14 protein-coding genes and 1 pseudogene are annotated in these 18,315 nt (G+C 74.3%); 7 read left to right on the top strand and 8 right to left on the bottom strand.

Annotation, left to right across the window (positions count from 1 at the left end):
* Positions 1-28: 28 nt before the first annotated feature.
* Genes ACZ6Z8_RS13975 through ACZ6Z8_RS13960 form a run of 4 tightly spaced genes read right to left on the bottom strand, consistent with a single transcriptional unit; the run spans position 29 to position 6,216 of the window.
* Positions 29-2,305 (bottom strand): pyridoxal-phosphate dependent enzyme, encoded by a 2,277-nt coding sequence (locus ACZ6Z8_RS13975; RefSeq protein WP_465609380.1) that lies wholly within the window; start codon positions 2,303-2,305, stop codon positions 29-31.
* Positions 2,295-3,314 carry a GHMP family kinase ATP-binding protein gene (locus ACZ6Z8_RS13970; RefSeq protein WP_465609378.1) on the bottom strand — a complete coding sequence of 340 codons (1,020 nt, stop codon included), beginning with the start codon at positions 3,312-3,314 and terminating at the stop codon, positions 2,295-2,297. Before ACZ6Z8_RS13970 ends, ACZ6Z8_RS13975 begins: the two co-directional genes overlap by 11 nt.
* Positions 3,311-4,819, bottom strand: a complete 1,509-nt coding sequence (locus ACZ6Z8_RS13965) for a lyase family protein (RefSeq protein WP_465609376.1) — start codon at positions 4,817-4,819, stop codon at positions 3,311-3,313. The genes ACZ6Z8_RS13970 and ACZ6Z8_RS13965 overlap by 4 nt, the downstream gene beginning before the upstream one ends.
* Positions 4,816-6,216 (bottom strand): condensation domain-containing protein, encoded by a 1,401-nt coding sequence (locus tag ACZ6Z8_RS13960; protein ID WP_465609374.1) that lies wholly within the window; start codon positions 6,214-6,216, stop codon positions 4,816-4,818. Before ACZ6Z8_RS13960 ends, ACZ6Z8_RS13965 begins: the two co-directional genes overlap by 4 nt.
* Positions 6,217-6,398: 182 nt before the next feature.
* Here ACZ6Z8_RS13960 and ACZ6Z8_RS13955 point away from each other — a divergent pair.
* Positions 6,399-6,665: pseudogene (locus tag ACZ6Z8_RS13955) on the top strand (zinc ribbon domain-containing protein); the annotation flags it as partial.
* Between the two features lie 84 nt (positions 6,666-6,749).
* Here the strand turns inward: ACZ6Z8_RS13955 and ACZ6Z8_RS13950 are convergent.
* Positions 6,750-7,508 carry a thioesterase II family protein gene (locus ACZ6Z8_RS13950; RefSeq protein WP_465609372.1) on the bottom strand — a complete coding sequence of 253 codons (759 nt, stop codon included), beginning with the start codon at positions 7,506-7,508 and terminating at the stop codon, positions 6,750-6,752.
* Positions 7,509-8,325: 817 nt separating this feature from the next.
* On the opposite strand from ACZ6Z8_RS13950, the gene ACZ6Z8_RS13945 reads away from it, so the two are divergent.
* Positions 8,326-8,694: a DUF4180 domain-containing protein gene (locus ACZ6Z8_RS13945; protein WP_465609370.1), complete on the top strand. Its 369-nt coding sequence runs from the start codon at positions 8,326-8,328 to the stop codon at positions 8,692-8,694.
* A 114-nt stretch (positions 8,695-8,808) separates the two neighbouring features.
* On the opposite strand, the gene ACZ6Z8_RS13940 is transcribed toward ACZ6Z8_RS13945, so the two are convergent.
* Positions 8,809-9,471: a TetR/AcrR family transcriptional regulator gene (locus ACZ6Z8_RS13940; RefSeq protein WP_465609368.1), complete on the bottom strand. Its 663-nt coding sequence runs from the start codon at positions 9,469-9,471 to the stop codon at positions 8,809-8,811.
* 109 nt (positions 9,472-9,580) lie between these two features.
* Between ACZ6Z8_RS13940 and ACZ6Z8_RS13935 the strand changes: the two genes are divergently transcribed.
* Together ACZ6Z8_RS13935 and ACZ6Z8_RS13930 are read left to right on the top strand one after the other, a co-directional pair.
* Positions 9,581-10,594, top strand: a complete 1,014-nt coding sequence (locus tag ACZ6Z8_RS13935) for a zinc-binding dehydrogenase (RefSeq protein ID WP_465609366.1) — start codon at positions 9,581-9,583, stop codon at positions 10,592-10,594.
* A 374-nt stretch (positions 10,595-10,968) separates the two neighbouring features.
* Positions 10,969-11,367, top strand: coding sequence for a hypothetical protein (locus tag ACZ6Z8_RS13930; RefSeq protein ID WP_465609364.1), 399 nt, complete (start codon positions 10,969-10,971; stop codon positions 11,365-11,367).
* A 128-nt stretch (positions 11,368-11,495) separates the two neighbouring features.
* On the opposite strand, the gene ACZ6Z8_RS13925 is transcribed toward ACZ6Z8_RS13930, so the two are convergent.
* Positions 11,496-12,731, bottom strand: a complete 1,236-nt coding sequence (locus ACZ6Z8_RS13925; RefSeq protein WP_465609362.1) for an SUKH-4 family immunity protein — start codon at positions 12,729-12,731, stop codon at positions 11,496-11,498.
* A gap of 214 nt (positions 12,732-12,945) precedes the next feature.
* On the opposite strand from ACZ6Z8_RS13925, the gene ACZ6Z8_RS13920 reads away from it, so the two are divergent.
* The gene (locus ACZ6Z8_RS13920; protein ID WP_465609360.1) at positions 12,946-15,744 is read left to right on the top strand and encodes a penicillin acylase family protein; all 2,799 of its coding nucleotides are present in this window, start codon (positions 12,946-12,948) and stop codon (positions 15,742-15,744) included.
* Between the two features lie 90 nt (positions 15,745-15,834).
* Here the strand turns inward: ACZ6Z8_RS13920 and ACZ6Z8_RS13915 are convergent, their stop codons facing one another.
* Entirely contained in the window at positions 15,835-16,137 is a 303-nt protein-coding gene (locus tag ACZ6Z8_RS13915; protein ID WP_465609358.1) for a hypothetical protein, read from the bottom strand.
* Positions 16,138-16,377: 240 nt separating this feature from the next.
* Here ACZ6Z8_RS13915 and ACZ6Z8_RS13910 point away from each other — a divergent pair, with 240 nt between their 5' ends.
* Complete coding sequence (locus tag ACZ6Z8_RS13910; RefSeq protein WP_465609356.1) at positions 16,378-16,941, top strand: YceI family protein; 564 nt, start codon at positions 16,378-16,380, stop codon at positions 16,939-16,941.
* Between the two features lie 84 nt (positions 16,942-17,025).
* The gene (locus ACZ6Z8_RS13905) at positions 17,026-18,243 is read left to right on the top strand and encodes a threonine synthase (RefSeq protein WP_465609354.1); all 1,218 of its coding nucleotides are present in this window, start codon (positions 17,026-17,028) and stop codon (positions 18,241-18,243) included.
* Positions 18,244-18,315: the final 72 nt, after the last annotated feature.

The raw sequence follows: 18,315 nt of genomic DNA, 5'->3' as shown, positions 1-18,315 counted from the left end.
CTGCCGGCGCTCCCTCCTCCCGCCCCGGCTACTGCTGCTCGGGCCCGACCACGACGGAGAGTTCGGCCAGCGCGGCGTCCAGGGCCGCGCCCACCTGCTCGGGGCCGTCCCCGACCGCGATCACATGGCCCAGCCGGTCGTACGCCTCCCGGACCGGCCGCACCGAACGGCCCACCGCCGCCGTCACGGTGACCCGCTCCACCCCGGCGACCGCGGCCGCCCGCTCGACGCCCTCGACTGCGGCCAGCCGGCCCGCCCCGTCGGCGATCAGGAAGCGGATACCGGCGGAGCGCTCCCGCTCCGGAGTGAGATTCAGCGGCAGCCCGGCGGCGGCGCGGATCTGCTGGTCCAGCAAGTCGATGCCGGTCGCGGGCCGGATCAGCTCCGGAATCATGCCGCCGGCCAGCCGGGCGTTGATCTCGATGACGGCCGGCCCGTCGGCGGTCAGCCGCAGTTCGACGTGCGCCGGGCCGCGGTTCAGCCCGACGGCCTCCAGGCTGCGCCGGGCGGTGTCGGCCATCGCCGCTGCGGTCCCGTGGGGGATCACCGCCGGGAACAGGTGCCCGGTCTCCACGAAGTACGGGAGCTCGCTGACGGTGCGCTGGGTGATGCCGACGCAGACCGCCTCGCCGTCCGACCAGAACATCTCCGCGCTGAACTCCGGCCCGGTCAGGAACTCCTCCACCAGCACCGTCCCGGCGCTGGCCTGGCCGCGCACGTTGCGGGTGACCGCCAGCAGCTTGCGGGCCTGCTCGGTGGCGGCAGCCACGTCCCCGCACCACAGCACCTCGTGCGAGCCGGACTCGTCGACCGGCTTGACCACGCAGGGCAGGCCCACCGCGGCGACCGCCGCCTCGACCTCGGCCGGGTCGCGGACCTCGGCGAACCGGGGCTGGCGCACCCCGTGCGCGAGCAGGGTGCGGCGGGTCGCCGACTTGTCCCGGCAGGCCGCCAGCGCCGACGCCGGGTTGGCCGCCACGCCCAGCCCCTCGGCCAACGCGGCCGCCTGGACCAGGTAGTACTCGCTGGTCGTGGTCACCCCCGCCACCTCGCGACCGCCGGCCGCCTCCTCGGCGGCCTTGCGCAGCGCCTGCGGGTCGTCGGTGTCGCAGACCACCACCCGGCAGCCGGTCTCCGCCAGCCCCTGGTAGCGGGCCGGGTCCACCACGAACAGCACCGGCTCCAGGCCGAGCCGAACGGCCGTGGTGAGCGCCAGCATGCCGGTGCCGGTGGTGTTGGACTCCACGAACAGCAGCAACGGGCGCTCCCGGCGGGAGATCTCGGCGTACGACCAGCTGTGCACCGGTTCGCCGTAGCGGACGAGGGCCGGCTCGGTCGCCACCTCGGGCTCGACGGCCGCGGGGGTGACGGAGGCGCTGGCGGTGACGGAGGCGTCGGCGGCGTACACGGTGTCGACGTAGCGGTCGCCGCGGTCCGGCATGATGCCGACCAGCCGGGTGCCGGGCGCGGCGTTCGCCGCCAGGTGGGTCAGCACCCGGTAGACCGAGCCGGAGGTGTTCCCGGCGAAGATCTTCTGCTCCCGGGCCAGCGCCCTGGTCGCGGCGAAGGCCTCGTCGTCGGAGAGCCAGTGCACCTCGTCGATCAGCCGGTAGTCGATGTTGTCCGGGTAGAGGCTGTTGCCGAGGCCGGACTGGCGGCGGGTCGGTACGTCGGGCTGGCCGAACAGCACGCTGCCGACCGCGTCGACGCCGACCACCTTCAGCTCGGGGAAACGTTCCAGCAGGGCCCGGGACGTCCCGCACAGCGAACCGCCACTGCCCACCGAGCCCACCACCACGTCCACCGTCCCGAGGTCGGCGACCAGCTCCTCGGCCAGCCCGCGGTAGGCCGCCGGGTTCTGCGGGTTGGAGTACTGCTGGGGCCAGAAGGCGTCCGGCAGACCGGTCATCAGCTCGGCCAGCAGGTCCAGCCGGGCCGACTGCCAGCCCTGGTCGCCCATCGCCGACACCACATGCACCTCGCAGCCCAGGGTGCGCAGCTTGGCCAGGGTGATCGGGTCGATCCGCGGATCGGTGACGATGTGCACCGGATGACCCAGGTGGGTGCCCACCAGCGCCAGGCCGAGCGCCATCGTCCCGGAGGAACTCTCCACGATCGGCGCGCCCGGCTTCAGCGCCCCGGAGCGGCGGGCCTCGGTGACGACCTGCCGGGCCACCCGGTCCTTCATCGCGAAGGTGTTCGCCAGCTCCAGCTTCGCGTAGACCTCGACGCCCTCCGGCGCGGGCACCCGTAACCGGACCAGCGGGGTGTGACCGATGGCCTCGACGATCGATTCATGCCGCATGAGCCAGCTCCATGTCCTGAAGGTTGAGGGCCCGGACCGTGGTGGTGGTGCCGGGCAGGGTCGAACAGGCCGCCACGGCGGCGGCCAGGCGGGGCCCGTGGTCGGAGTCGTTGTCGTCCAGCAGGAGGCCCAGCAGAGTGCCGCTGTGCGCGCACACCACCCCCTGCGCACCGATCCGTTCGGCGATCGCGAGCATCGCGTCGAGGTTGCGCTTGGGCGCCAGGCGCTGGTTCAGCACCGCGCTGCGGGTCGTCACCGCCCCCACCCGGGCCAGGTCGCCGGCCCGTACCGCCGCGGCGAGTTCCGCCAGCAGGTCCGCGTACTCGGCGCAGTGCGCCGGGGAGAACACCTTGGGCACCCGGTTGAAGGCCACCGTGTCCAGCAGCCCGCCCTCGTCCACCGCGACCACGGTCGCCGCCGGGAGGCCGCCGAGGCGCTCGCGCAGCCGCACCTCGCGGTGCTCGAAGGCCACCACACCGGGGTGCATCACCCCGTCGGTCGGCTCGATCGGGCGCAGCCAGCGCTCCACCGCGGCCGGGGAGGTGTCCAGGCCCACCGCGGCACCGACCGCCCGTACGGTGGCGACCAGGTCGGCCGAGGAACTGGCCATCCCCTTGCCGACCGGCAGGTCGCCGTCCAGCAGCAGCACCCCGCCGGCCGGCCGGCCGCAGGAGGCGAGCATCGCCTCGGCCACCCGGCGGGTCTTGGTCTTGTGCGAGGGGAACACCCGCAGCGGGCCGTCCGGGTCGAGGCGGAAGCGGGCCCGGGCCCAGCGGTCGACCGGCAGCGTCACCAGGAACTCCGGGCCGCCGGGCAGTGCGCCCTGGAGGAGTTCGCCGAAGGTGCCGAAGGCGCGGGCCGAACCGGTGCGCAGGTCGACGCCGGGGCGGGCGGCGGCGAGGGACGGGCGGCGCGGGGCCTCGGCCGGGGTCGGCGCGGCGGTCTCGGTCGGGGTCTGCGTCGCGGTCCCGGTCGCGGCCGCAGGTACGAACCGGGGCGGCGGGGTCAAGGCCGTTCCGCCAGGGTGTCCGCCGCCGACGACGACGCGAGCAGCGCCGCGACCCGCTCCGCCGCCGCCCGTACGGCGGCGTCCCGCTCCGCCCACCGCCCGGTCAACCGCCGGTGCTCGCCGAGGAGTTCCGCGAGGGTCGCGCGGACCTGGTCCGGGTGGGTCGAGCCGACCGAGGTCTTGGCGCGCAGCCCCGCCTCGACGCTCAACGACGCGGCCAACAGCGCCTCGGGCCCGGCCAGCCGGTGCCCGGCCTCCTCCGCGATCCCCGCGAGCAGCGCGGCGTCCCCGTCGGCCGGGGCCAGGCCCTTGTCCAGCGCGGCCTTGACGTAGCGGCCCGCGATGATCTGCGCCGTGCGCCAGGGCACGCCCTCGTCCAGGGTCAGCCGGTTGGCGAGGGTGAAGCCGCCGAGGAACTCCCCCTCGCAGGCCGCGCGCATCCGGTCGGTGCGGAACTCCAGCCCGGTCACCACCGCGTGCGTCAGCCGCAGCGTCGAGCGCAGCGCCTCGGTCTGCACCCGCAGGTGCGCGCCGGCCTCCTTGGAGACCTCCACGGTGTTGGTGTACGGGGTGTTGCGCTGCGCCGCCGCCAGTTCGGCCGCGCTGCCCGCCACCAGCGCGCAGCGGCCGCGGATCCGCTCCAGCACGGGGAAGTTCTTCTTCTGCGGCATCGCGGCGGAGATCCCGGAGAGCTCGTCCGGGAGGTCCAGGAAGCCGTGGGCGCTGCCGCCCCAGGCCATCAGGTCGGTGGTGAAGCGGCTGAGCGCGACGGCGAAGTTCGCCGCCTCGGCCGCGATCGCCAGCGCCCAGCCGCGCGAGGCGACGGCCACCAGGGCGTGCGGCTGGGGGCGGGCGAAGCCGAGCAACTCGGCCATCCTGGTGCGGTCCCAGGCGAGTTCCTGGCCGGCCATGCTGCCCGCGCCCAGCGGCGAGGCGTCGATCTCGTCGTACGCCGCCAGCAGCCGGCGCACCGCGGTGAGCGTCTCGCTGGACAGCGCGGCCAGGTAGAAGCCGGGGCTGACGACCTGGGCGGCCTGGGCGTGGGTGTAGCCGGGCATCGGCACCTCGACGGCCCCCGCCGCCAGCTCGCGGACCGCCGCGTCGAAGGCGAGCAGGTCGGCGGCCAGCGCCCGCACCTGCTCGCGGGCGGACAGCAGTTGGGCGCAGACCTGGAGGTCGTTGCGGCTGCGGTCGACGTGCCAGGCCGCGAAGGGCGCGACCGGGCCGGCCGCCACGTGCCGCTCCAGGGCGAAGGAGATGTCCGACATGTTCTCCCGCGGGTTCGCCCGGACGGTCTCCGGGGACACGCCGTCCAGCCGGTCCGCGATCGCGGCGGTCCCCGCGTCGTCGACCAGCTCCATCCGCCGGTACTCCAGCAGCAACACCTTCTCGATCGCCACGTAGTGCCGCAGCAGGTGCTCGGCCTCGTACGCGAACTGCGGTGCCAGCACCTCCTCGTGCCACACCTCGCTCGGTATGCCGACGATCCGACCGGTCACCGTCATGTCGTGCTCCTCAGAAGAACCGATGGGGCGGCCCGGCCCCCGCGGGGGGCGTCCGGTCCGGACGGTCCGCGGGCGCCGGCGGGAGAACCGGCGGTCCGCTCGTCGTGGGCCGGTCGGGGCGGCCGGGTTCCGGCGGCTCCGGGCAGCAGGGACAACAGCGTGGACAGCGGCGTGGCCGGCTCGGCGAGGGCGGCGCCGAGCAGCGCCAGGTAGTCGTCGAGCAGGCCGCGGGCGGTGGCGGGGGCGAACAGCTCGCTGTCGTACACCAACCGGGCGGCGCGGCCGGCGACTTCGAGCAGCAGGTCGTCCTCGGCGAAGCCGCACGGGGGGCCGGGGTCCGGGCCCTCCGCCAGGGCGAAGGCGAGCCGCCCCGGGTGCGGGTCCGACAGCTCCTGGTGCTCCCGGGCGGCCGAGGCGACGCCTCGCACCCGGTCGACCAGTTCGGCGAAGGCCGGGTCGCCGGAGGTGTCCAGGCGCAGCACCGCCGTGCCGGCCAGGGCGCCGACCAGCGTGAAGGTCTCCGGCCGGCGCCGCCCGGAGACGGGTACACCGATCCCGTGATCCGTCCGGCCGGACCGGCCGTGCAGCAGCGCCGCGCAGGCGGCCAGCAGCACCACGGCGGGCGCCGCGCCCAGCCGGTCGGCGAACTCCCGCAGCGCGGCCGGGAGGCCGGGCGGGAGCGCGGCGCGCACCTCGGCGCCCGCGAAGGCCGGTACGGCCGGGCGCGGCCGGTCCAGCCGGATGCCGTGGCCGGCCGGCAGGCCGGTCGGCTGCTCGCGCCGGGACTCGGCGGCTGGGTGGCCCCTCCGGCCGTCGGCGTGGTCGCCGAGGTCCGCCGGCGGCTCCGGCAGCACGGGCGCGCGGCCCTGTTCGGACGCGGCGCACAGCTCGACGAGTTCGGCGTTGAGCAGGAACAACGAGGCCTGGTCGCAGACCAGTTGGTGGGCGACCAGCACCACCGCCCAGTCCGCCTCACCGAGCCGGACCGCGACCGCCCGCCACAGCGGCGCCCGGCCCGGGTCGAAGGGCTGCGCCGCCGCCCGGTCGGCGAGTTCGGCCAGCCGCTCGGCCCGCTTGCCGCCGTCCGGCCCGCCGAGGTCGGTGAACTCGACCGGGAGGTCGATCCGCGGGTGCACGACCTGCCGCAGCTCACCGTCCAGTACCCGCAGCGAGGTGCGCAGGGCGGCGTGCCGGTCGGCCAGTTCGCCGAGGGCGGCGCGCAGCCGGGGCTCGTCGATCGCCGCGCCGATCCGGAAGGTGTCGGCCACGTGCTGGAGCAGCAGGCCCCGGGAGCGGCGGCCGGTCAGCCAGACCAGCTCCTGGCCGTGGGTCGCGCGGGCGACGCGCTCCCCGCCCGCGCCGGACGCGGCCGGCCCCGTGGTTCCGTCCGCCGTCACCGGAGTTCTCCCAGGACGGCCCTGGCCTGGGGACAAGGGGCGGTCAGGGCGCCGCGTCGGCCCGGACGTTCGGGTGCGCCCGGGTGGTGCGCCACGATGCCCTGGCGGCGCGGCAGGCCGCCTGGCAGGGTGGCCTGCCGTACCCGAGGAGCGCCGATCTCCAGAAGCCGGTGATCACGGCGGCCACGTCCGTCCACGACGCCGGACGGTCCGCGTTCCGGCGCCTGCCCGAGGAGAGAGCCGCCCGCTACGGCCGCCACGCCGGCGTCATCGGCCGGTACGAGCCGACCTCCCAGGTCTGCTCCGCGCGTGGCGTCCTGGACGGGCCGAAGCCCCTCGCCGTACGCGAGTGGACGTGCGAGGCATGCGGCGCACTCCATGACCGTGATCTCAACGCCTCTCGTAACATCCTGGCCGCCGGACGGGCGGACAGGCCGAACGCCTGCGGAAGGCTCCCGACCTCGTCGTTCCAGCCCGTCGCGAACCGGGCCCGCCCTGCGGGGTGGACCGGACCCGGTGGACCGAGCCGGCGGTCATGCCACCCGGCTCCCGAGCCCGGTGCGAATCGCCCGGCTGATGGCGTCCAGGTTGTCGTCGAGGAAGAAGTGGCCGCCCGGGAGCAGGTGTTGGGTGAACGGCCCGGTCGTGTGCGCGGCCCAGCCGGCCGCGTCCTCGGGCCGGGCCGAGGCGTCCTCGGTGCCGACGAAGGCGGTGATCGGCACCGGCACCGGCGGTTCGTCGCCGCAGTCGTACGCGTCCAGCCAGCCGAAGTCGGCCCGGCAGACCGGCAGGACGAGTTCCAGCAGCTCCGGCTCGTCCAGCACGAAGGCGGGCAGGCCGCCGCCGCGGACCAGCCGCTCCAGCATCTCGGCGTCGGGCAGTGCCGACAGGCCGTCGAAGATGTCGCCGCCACGCGGCTGGTCCGGCCGCGGGCACCCCGACACGAAGAGGTGGACGGGCAGTTCGGCCCCGTGCCGGCGCAGTCGGCGGACCACCTCGAACGCGAGGAGGGCCCCCATCGAGTGCCCGAAGAGCGCGTACGGCCGGTCGGCGGAAGCCGCCACGGCCTCCGCGATCAGCTCCACCTCCACGGCCGCGGGCTCACCGATGCGGCGCTCCCGGCCCGGCAGGGCCAGTGCGGCGACCTCGACCTCGGGACCGAGCGCGGCGGGCCAACGGGTGTAGATCGACGTGGCGCCACCGGCATAGGGGAAGCAGACGAGCCTGACCGGCGCCTCCGGACGCAATTCTCGGGAAACGAACCATTTGTCGGGGAGTATCTGGCCGTTCACGGGCACCGTCCAGGAAGTCCGGCTTTTGGCCCGAGGTCGTCCGGAAAGTCCATGGTCTCCGAAGCGGCCTTTCTGGAAAAGATGCCAGAACTCATTCGACCCGTCACTGGATCGCCGCTCTGCGGAGGCCGGTTGTGCCGCCTGGTCGGTTCTGCCATCGAGGATGATGAATAGTGTGCCGATCAACCGCTGATGACTGTACCTCAGCTGAGTGAGCACGCTCAATAGTTGGCGATAGTCGGCCAACCGCACGGCAGCACCCCCTCCTGAATGGGCCGATTCGACAACCGGCCCACCCCCGCGGGGAATCGGGGGCGCAACTCACCGGGAAGTCGCATTGGCTTATCCGGCCACACCTCGCGCGGCGCCCCCGTACGGGTGCGGCCCACCCGTACGGGGGCCGGGACGGCCGGGCTCGGTCCGTCCACGACCCGCCCGAACCGGCGCCGGCGACGCGAACGGGCCTCAGCAAGCCGAGACGGCGCCGAGCACCGGCCGCGCCCGTCCGTCCCGCCGTCCCGCCGTCCACGCGTTCGTCGGTCTGCCCGTGTCCGGGGAGGACTCCCTCACCGGCGTCGAGGGGTTGGTGCGCGCGGACGAGGCCTGGGTGCCGACCGCCGACGGCGAGGACAGCCTCTACCTGCGGCCGTACATGTTCGCCCCTGAGGCCTTCCTCGGCGTCCGCACACCCGGTCCCTCCTGGGCCGGCGAGCCATTAATTCGGTACCTGAGACCGGGGTCCGTCACCTACGTTGAGGCTCGGTACCCAGATGGTCGTGAGCCATCGATCACGCCCGACCGACAGGAGAAGCGCGCCATGACAGACACAGTGCAGGAACTGAGCGGGGTGAAGGTGCTCGTGTGCGACCCCGCCGGGCCCGCGATCACCACCGTGCAGGACGCACTGGATCTCATCGGCGCGACGTACGAGGGCGCCGAGCTGGTCGCCGTGCCCGCCGAGCGGCTGGACGACACCTTCTTCGCCCTGAGCACCGGGTTCGCCGGCGAGGTGATGCAGAAGTTCGTCAACTACCACGTCCGGCTGGTCATCCTCGGTGACATCTCCCGCCACCTGGAGGCCAGTTCGGCGCTGCGCTCGCTCGTCGTCGAGTCGAACCGGGGCTCCCACATCTGGTTCCTCGCGGACACCGATGCCCTCGCGGCCCGACTGGAGCCCACAGCCTGACCTTGCCGCGCACTCGCCATGCACTCCGTCCCGCCCCGCGCCGGCCTCCGGCGCGGGGCGGGGCGTTTCCGGGCCGCCGCCCGGGCATCGGTCGGCCCTTGATCGGTTCGCCGATCAGTCCGCGACGAGCGCCAGCCGGATCCAGCGCTCCGCCTCCGCCGTGGCCACCGCCACGTCGAAGGCCTCCGGTGCGGCCGCCGCCTGCACCACCAGCCCCTTGAGCAGCCCCACGAAGGCGAACGCGAAGGCCCGCGGGTCCACCCCGGCCCGCGCCTGCCCCTCGGCCAGCCCCTGGCCCACCACCTCCGCCGCCCAGCCGCGCGTCCGCTCGTCCAACTCGGCCACCCCCGGCGTCAGTTCGGAGGCACCGGCGAGCGCCTCGGCACCCAGCACCACGAACGCCCGACCCAGGTCCGTCGGGTTCCGCACGCCCTCCAGGCAGCCCCGGGCGAAGCGGCACAGCTCCTCCGCGGCCCCGGCGCCACTGCGCTCGGGCGCGGCCGCCGCCATCGCCTCGGCCAGCGCCTCCTCCTGGAGCCGGGCGAGCAGCGCGGCCTTGGAGCCGAAGTAGTGGCTGGCCAGGCCACGGCTGAAGCCCGCTTCCTCCCCCACCCTCGCCAATGTGACCCCGGTGCTGCCGTGCTCGGCGATCAGCCGGGCGGCGGCGGCGAGCAGAGCGCGCTCCGCGTGGGCACGGCGCTCGGCCTGGGTGCGGCGGGACGGTGCCTCCTGCGGAGGTGCGCCGGGACCGGCGGCCGTTTCATCGTGCGTGGGCATGGCCCCATGCTAGGGTCGAACTTGCTTGTTGGCCAACAAGCAAGTTTGTGGCGACGAGGCACTCCCAGCGCTCCCCCGGCCCCGCCGCCCCGGCAGAAGGGACACCCCGATGACCGCCACCATGCTCGCGGGCCGCCTCGACGTCACCAAGGGTGCGTTCGCCGTCGAGGAGGTGCCCGTCCCGGTGCCCGGTCCGGGTGAGGTGCTGATCAAGGTCGAGGCCGCCGGCGTCTGCCTCTCCGACGTCCACCTGATCGACGGTACGCTCAGGCCGTCCCTCCTCAAGGGCGACAAGGTCACCCTCGGCCACGAGGTGGCGGGCACCGTCCACACCCTCGGCCCGGGCGTGACCGGCGCCGCCGTCGGCGACCGGGTCCTGCTGCAGGCCGGCGAGACCCGCGACGGCCGGGTGTTCACCCGCGGCGTGGACTACGACGGCGGCTGGGCCGAGTACACGCTCGCCACGGCCACCACCCTGGTCCCGATCCCGGACGAACTCCCCTTCGAGCAGGCCTGCTTCCTCCCCGACGCGGTCTCCACCCCCTGGGCCGCCATCACCACCACCGGCGCGGTCCGCCCGGCCGAGGCCGTCGGCGTCTGGGGCGTCGGCGGGCTCGGCGCCCACGGCGTCCAGCTGCTGCGCGCCGTCGGCGCCTTCCCGATCGTCGCCGTCGACCCCCTCCCGGCCGCCCGCGAACGCGCCCTCGCCTTCGGTGCCGACGCCGCCCTGGACCCGGCCGACCCGCAGTTCGCCGCCCACCTGCGCGCGGCCACCGGCGGCCGGCCGCTCGCCGCCGCCTTCGACTTCGCGGGCGTCGCCCCGGTGCGCGAGCAGGCCATGGCCACCCTCGGCGAGCGCGGCCGCCTGGTGCTCGTCGGCCTCACCGACAAGCCGCTGACCGTCACCAACGGCACCCGGGTCAGCTACCTGCGCCAGCAGATCCTTGGCCACTACGGCTCCGACGGCCAGGACGTCATCGACCTGGTCGCCCTGGTCCACGGCGGCCGCCTCGACTTCGCCCGCTCGGTGAGCGGCACCTTCCCGCTGGCCGAGGCCGCCCGCGCCGTCGAGGCACTGGAGCGCAAGGAGGGCAACCCGATCCGCCTGATCCTCAAGCCCTGACCGGGCCCACCGCCGCGCCGCGCCGGCCTCCAGGTCCGCTTCACCCGCCACACCCAGAGCCCGCGGACCCTGCCCCGCACCTGCCCGTCTGAGCCGGGCACGGCACCGGGGGTCGGCAGCCGACTGCTCGGCTGCCGACCCGAGTGTGCCCCTGGCCCGCGGCACCGCCGCACCCCCGAACCCCTGGTCCCTACCGGCTCGGTCGCCTCGGCGCAGGCCACCGCCGCCACGCGGACGAAGCGTCGAGGGAACGTCCGCCCAACGTCCTTCCCGCTCCGACCCGACAGGGGCAGACTGCGATCCGAACGAACAATCGGGAACGTCGAGCGACCCCACGAAGGGGCCGCCGTCCCGCTCACCAGGGGAGCACTCCCATGTTCAGACTCCGCGCGACCCGGCGCACCGTCGCCCTCGCCGCAAGCGTCTTCGCCCTCGCCGCCGGCGCCACCGTCGCGACCGGCGGCACCGCGTCCGCCTCCGGCGCCGACTGGCAGGGCTGGTCCGGGAACTGTTTCGGATACACCCTCTTCAACGCCAACCAGGTGACCGGCTACGTCGTGCCCCACAACGGCGCCACGTGCATGGTCACCATCTACCAGAGCGAGGACGGCGGCCATCACTGGACCAGCAGCTGGTCCACCGCGTGGTCGACCTCGCCCGCCAACACGCCCACCTGGTGGCACGGCTACGCCTCGAACGGCGCCATCCTCACGGACCAGGTCTGCGTCGACGACGAAACGACCGTCAGCTCCTGCAGCGGCAACTACAACTAGGCGCGCGAGCACCTGGGCTCCCTCGACCTGCTCCACCGCTACTCCACCGGCGACACGTGCAGCACCCGCCCCGCCGGCTCCGCGGCCGCCGCCCCCCTTCGGCTCCAGCCGGCGCGGCGACCCCGCTGCTACTCCAGCAGGCTGCCCATGTGCCCGTCATCGATCCGTATCGGCCAGAAGTGGCTTTCGCTCTCGAACGCCTCCGGGTCGAGGGCCCGCAGCACCGACTCGGCCGCGCCGTCGAGGAGTTCGGACGGCTCGAACACCGACCAGGGGCCGGGCCTCCACGGGTGTTCCGTCTCGCGGCGCACCGCCCGGAGGCGCTCGAAGGTCCACAGGACGTACAGCAGCGTGGACAGGTCCCGGTGCAGGTAGGCGGCCGGTTCGCCGTCGTCCCAGAAGTCGGGGAGCTCGACCCGGCCCGTCGCCCCGTCCAGCAGGACCACGAAGTCGTACATCCAGCCGCCGACGACCAGGTGCCCGCCCTGCTGCGGGCGGGTCGACGGCTCGTCCTCGTCCGCGTCGTCGCCCTCGGGCCCGGGCTCGAAGTTCGCCGGGTACGACTCCGCCAGGGTGCGCAGCGGCCGCTCGGCGTCAACGTCCAGCAAGCACCGGTCGGAGACCGGCAGGCCGGTCTCGGTCAGCAGCCGACGGGTCGGTCCGTGGCTGACGCTCGCGGGCAGTTCGGCCTCCTCGAACCGCCGGACACCGCCCTCGCCCTCCAGCGTCGCGAGGTCCTCGACCAGGGCCGCGGAGACCGCGTACGCCTGCTCGCCCGGCCCGCCCGCCTCGGCGCCCCAGGCGAGGGCACGGATCGTCAGCGCCGTCTCCCAGTGCGCGGGCCGGTCGCCCGTCCGCCGGAACAGCTCCGGGTCGGCCTCCCGCAGCAACAGCCGTACCAGCTGCTCCACTTCGGCGACGGCCGCCGGGCCGTACGGCCGCACCTCGCCCGCCGCCAGGCCGTGCTCGCCTGCGGCGGCCGCGCTGACGGCCTCGATCTCCGCGGCCAGCGCGATCAGGCACTGCGGGCTGCTGGCCAGCAGATCCCGCTGGAGCACGTCGTCATCGTCCGGCCGGGCCAGGAAGACCTCACCGCTCGCGCCGTCCAGCAGCACGGTGACCGGCCCCTCGAAGGCCTCGTACCGCGCCTCTCCCAGCACGTACAGTCCCTCGGTGCCCCGGACGCCCTGCCGCTCGTACCAGGAGGTCGCGGACTGCAGCGGCTCGTCCCCCGAGGCCTCCAGGTCCAGGTACGCGTACGACCAGCACAGCTCCCCGGCCGCGAGCAGCTCCCGGCTCGGCCCGTGGGTGACCCCCTCGGGCACCACCCGAAGCCGCCCGGCCTCCACACCAGTCCCCGTCACCGCACGCCCCCCTGCCCCGCCGATCCACGACGGACGATCTTCCACCGACGCGAGCGACCATAACCGACTCCACTGACAACCGGCCCCAGTCTCCGGGTCCACGAACCGTCAGCTCGCTGTGGCTGCGCCACCGAAATGGCATGCACGCCACTAGCCAACCGTCCAGTAGCGCCCCTACCGTCGACTCCCCGTGGCTTCGACGGAGGAGCTCGCATTGCGCCCACGCTCACGCCCCCACCGCCTCCGGTCCGCCGCCGTCGCCCTCGCGTCGGCCCTGTTCGTCACCGCCGCCCTGACCGCTCCGGCGGCCGCGACCGCCACCACCACCGCCGCCCCCGACTACTGCGGCGGCCGCTGCACCGACATCCTCCCGGCGGGCGAGAACGGCAACGCCACCCTCGCCGAGATCCTGCTGAACCGGCTGTTCGGCAGCCGCCCCGCGCACACCGACGACCAGCTCGGGCCGTACGCCGCCCTCGCCTCCGGGTACCCGGGGCTCACCGAGGCCGGGTTGCGGAACTTCTTCAACGACGCGTCCTTCGGGGTGCCCGCCGACCAGGTGGCCAGCACCGCCAGTCCGCGTCCGGACGTGACGATCGTGCGCGACAAGGCCACCGGCGTGCCGCACATCACCGGCACCACCCGGTACGGGACCGAGTTCGGCGCGGGCTACGCCGCCGCGCAGGACCGGCTCTGGGTGATGGACCTGTTCCGGCACGTCGGCCGCGGCGAGCTGTCCGGCTTCGCGGGCGGTGCGGCCGCCAACCGGCAGCTGGAGCAGAGCTTCTGGCAGGCCGCGCCGTACGCCGAGCCCGAGTTGCAGCAGCAGATCGACGCGCTCGCGGCCCGCGGCGGCCGGGCCACCCAGGCGCTCGCCGACGCCAACGCCTACCTGGACGGCATCAACCGGTACGTCACGGAGGCGTACAACGGCCGCACCTTCCCCGGCGAGTACGACCTGACCGGGCACATCGACCCGATCACCAACGCCGGTTCGATCGCGCCCTTCAAGCTCACCGACCTGGTCGCCCTGGCCTCGGTGGTCGGCGCGCTGTTCGGATCCGGCGGCGGCGGTGAACTCGCCTCCGCGCAGGTCAAGTCGGCCGCCGAGGCCCGCTACGGCAAGGACGCCGGGGACGCGGTGTGGCGGTCGCTGCGCGAGGCGGACGACCCGGAGGCCGTACGGACCCTGCACGACGGGCAGCGCTTCCCGTACGCGACCGTGCCCGACGACCCGCAGGGCCAGGCGCTGCCGGACCCCGGCTCGGTGGTGCCCGAGCGGATGGTCTACGACGCCACCGGCTCGGCGAACACCGCGGCCACGAAGGCGGACGGTGTGCTGCCCGGCAATCTGCTGACCGCCAAGCACGGCATGTCCAACGCCCTGCTGGTCTCCGGCGCGCACACCGACGACGGCCACCCCGTCGCCGTCTTCGGCCCGCAGACCGGGTACTTCGCCCCGCAGTTGCTGATGCTGGAGGAGCTCCAGGGTCCGGGGATCAGCGCCCGCGGCGCGGCCTTCGCGGGCCTCAGCTTCTACGTGCAGCTCGGCCGCGGCCAGGACTACGCCTGGAGCGCCACCTCGGCCGGCCAGGACATCACCGACACCTATGCCGTCCCGCTCTGCACCACCGACGGCTCGCCGGTCACCACCGCTTCGAACTCCTACCTCTGGCACGGGAGTTGCGTGCCCTTCGACCGGCTGGAACGCAAGGACGCGTGGAGCCCGACCACCGCCGACTCCACCCCGGCCGGCTCGTACACCCTGGTGATGTACCGCTCCGACTACGGCCTGGTGACGGCCCGCGGCACCGTCGGCGGCGCCCCCGTCGCCTTCACCTCGCTGCGCTCCACATACCGCCACGAGGCCGATTCCATCATCGGCTTCCAGGAGTTGAACGACCCCGGCGCGGTGCACGACGCAGCGAGCTTCCAGCGGGCGGCGCAGGACATCAACTACACCTTCAACTGGTTCTACGCCGACTCCCGCGACATCGCGTACTACAACTCCGGCAGCAACCCGGTCCGCGCCCCCGGCGTCGACCCGGGACTCCCCGTCCTCGCCCGACCCGCCTACGAGTGGGCCGACTTCGACCCCGCCACCAACACCGCCCGGTACACCCCGCCGGCCGAGCACCCGCAGTCCGTGAACCAGGACTACTACGTCTCCTGGAACAACAAGCAGGCGGACGGCTACACCGCCGCGGGCTTCGGCAACGGCTCGGTGCACCGCGCCAACCTGCTCGACGACCGGGTCAAGGCGCTGCTGAAGAACGGCGGCAGCGCGAGCAGGGTCTCGCTCACCCAGGCCATGGAGAGCGCCGCACTGGCCGACCTGCGGGCCGAGGACGTGCTGCCCGACCTGATCCGGGTGCTGCGCAGCGCACCGGTCACCGACCCGACGGCCGCCACCGCGCTCCAGCAGCTGGAGGCCTGGCTCGCCGACGGCGCCCGGCGGAAGGAGACCTCGGCCGGCAGCCACACGTACGCGGACGCGACCGCGATCCGGGTGCTGGACGCCTGGTGGCCGCTGCTCGCCGACGGCGTGATGCGGCCCGGGCTCGGCGACCAGCTGTTCACCGCCCTGACCGGCGCGCTGCAGATCAACGAGTCGCCCTCCGGCGGGCAGACCGGTGCCTCCGCCGGCGGTCCGGTCAGCGCCAACGAGTCGATCCCGCACAAGGGTTCGGCCTTCCAGTACGGCTGGTGGAGCTATCTCGACAAGGACCTGCGGTCCGTCCTCGGCGACCCGGTCGCCGGACGGCCGGCCCGCCCCTTCTGCGGTGGGGGCGACCTCACGGCCTGCCGGAACGTCCTGCTCACCACCCTGAGCCAGGCCGCCGCCCAGACCCCCGCCCAGGTCTACCCGGGCGACGCGGACTGCGCGGCGGGCGACCAGTGGTGCGCCGACACCGTCATCCAGCGCCCGCTGGGCGGGGTCACGGACGACAGGACCACCTGGCAGAACCGCCCGACCTACCAGCAGGTGGTGCAGTTCTCCGGCCACCGCTGAGCGGCGAAGCGGTCGCCGGCGCCCCCGGAGACGTCGGCGACCGCGGCACGGCGGCCACCGCACGGCAAGCGCACGGCGACCGCCGGACGCTCAGCCCAGCCGCTTGGCGACCTTCTGCTCGGCCTCCCGCAGATAGCGGGCCTGGTCCCCGAGCCGGCTGCCCGCCCCCTTGTAGAACTGCGGGCTCTCGATCGTGGCCATCCGGTCCGAGAGGGCCGTCGCCAGCTCGGCGGTGACCTCCACCAGATCGGCGAGCACGCCCAGCATCACGCCCTCCTCCGCGGCCGGGACCCTGTCCCGCCAGCCCTCCTTCGACTTGGGCAGCGCGTTCTCCCGCAGCTGCCGCCGCGCCTCCTCGACCGCGTCGACCATCGCCCTCATTCCGCTGTCCATCACGCCTCCACTCCCATCCGACAAGCCGACCCGACAAGCCGACCCGACAAGCCGGCCCGACGATCCGGCCCGACCCCCAGGTGTTCCGGCCAGCCTTCCCACCCGGCCGCCCCCGCCACACCCGACGGACGGCGCAATCCGACGGGCCCCGGCACGCGGCAGCCCCTAGCGTGGGGGTCGGGGACCGCCCGGACGCGCCCGGGCCGAGTCCCGCGACCCACATCAGGAGGAACTCCGACCATGACCGCCGACCTCTCCGACCTCACCGGGGACTACGTCCTCGACCCCGCCCACACCCGGATCGGCTTCGTCGCCCGGCACGCCATGGTGACCAAGGTCCGCGGCTCCTTCACCGAGTTCGAGGGAACCGCCCACCTGGACGGCGAAGACCCGAGCCGCTGCTCCGCCCGGGTCACGATCCAGGCCGGGAGCATCGACACCGGCGTCGCCCAGCGCGACCAGCACCTTCGCACCAACGACTTCCTGGACGTCCCCACCTTCCCGACCATCACCTTCACCGCCACGGCGGTCGAGCCGCGCGGGGAGGGCGAGTACCGGGTCACCGGGGACCTCACCATCAAGGGGATCACCCGCCCGGTCTCCATCGACGTCGAGTACACCGGCCACGCCGTCGACCCCCAGGGCAACCTGCGCGTCGGGCTGGAGGGCTCGGTCACGATCAACCGCAAGGACTTCGGGGTGACCTGGAACGCGGCGCTGGAGGGCGGCGGCGTCCTGGTCGGCGAGAAGGTCGTCCTGGAGTTCGACGTCTCCGCCGTCCGCCAGGGCGGGCAGCCCCAGTAGCAGTCCACTGCTCCGTGCCGCCGACCGGAACCGAGGATTCGGAAATCCGCCCTGTAGCACCTGAAACCCCCTTAGGCTGCTTACATGGCAACCGACGACTCCCTCGCGACCGGACAGCGCTCACTCGGCGACCCCGCCCTCGACTACCCCCTCTGGCCCCCGCTGACCGCGGGCTGCCCGCGCACCAGCACGGAGGACGTCTCCTACCCCGTCGAGGTCGGCTACGCCTACGACAAGGTCGACCCGGCCGCCCTGTTCGCCCCGGTACGGGCCCGCGGCGGCTTGGAGCGCTGGGCGCCGCTGCTGCCGCCGCTGCACGCGCCCGGCCTCGGCGAGGGCGCCACCCCGCTGGTCGAGATCGAGTCGGGCGTGTACGTCAAGGACGAGTCCCGCAACCCGACCTGGAGCCACAAGGACCGGCTGAACCGCTGCACCACCAGCGCCGCCGTCGGCGCCGGCGCACCCGGCATCGCGGTGGCGTCCTCCGGCAACCACGGCGCCTCGGCGGCCGCCTACGCCGCCCGGGCCGGGCTCCCCTGCGTGGTGTTCACCGGCCCGGACGCGCCGCCCGCCGTGGACGCCTTCCTCAACGCCTACGGCGCCGTCGTCCTGCCCGTGCCGTGGGAGGCCCGCTGGCCGCTGCTGCGCCAGGTGGTGGAGCGGCTCGGGCTGCACCCGGTCAGCAACCTGACCACCACCCACACCGGCCATGCCTACGGCCCCGAGGGCTACAAGACCGTGGCGTACGAGATCTTCCAGGACGTCGGCGTACCGAGCGCGGTGTTCGTCCCGACCGGGTACGGGGAGCTGCTCTTCGGGGTCTGGAAGGGCTTCGAGGAACTGCGCCGGCTGGGGCTGGCCGACCGGGTGCCGCGGGTGTACGCCTGCGAGTCCGCGGCCTCCGGCGCGCTGCACCGGGCGTTCGCCGAGGGTGCGCCGGCCGCGCACGTGACGGTCGGCCCGAGCGAGGCGTACTCGATCGCCTCGCCGGTGAGCGGCTACCGGGGCGTCCTGGCGGTGCGCGAGAGCGGCGGCCGGGCGCTGACCGTGGACGACCGTCAACTCTCCGACGCCCAGGGCGAGCTGGCCCGCGCCGGGCTGTGGGCCGAGCTGTCCGCGGCGGCCGGTCTGGCCGGGCTGCGCAGCCTCGGCGCCCAGGCGCCGGACGACGGCCCGGTGGTGTGCGTCTCCACCTCCAGCGGCTTCAAGGACAAGGGCGTGGGCTCCCACCGAACCACCCCGGCCGCCCCGACCTGGGAGGAGGTCGAGCGCCGGCTGCGCGCGGCGGGGATCACCGGCTGACCCGGCCGCGCGGCGAGGGGAGGCCGCTTCCGGCAGCCTGCTGTTCGTCGTGCCGTCCGCTGACATAGGGTC

Source organism: Kitasatospora sp. NPDC101108 (genome assembly GCF_055584725.1).
This window is presented reverse-complemented; position numbering and strand designations above follow the sequence as displayed.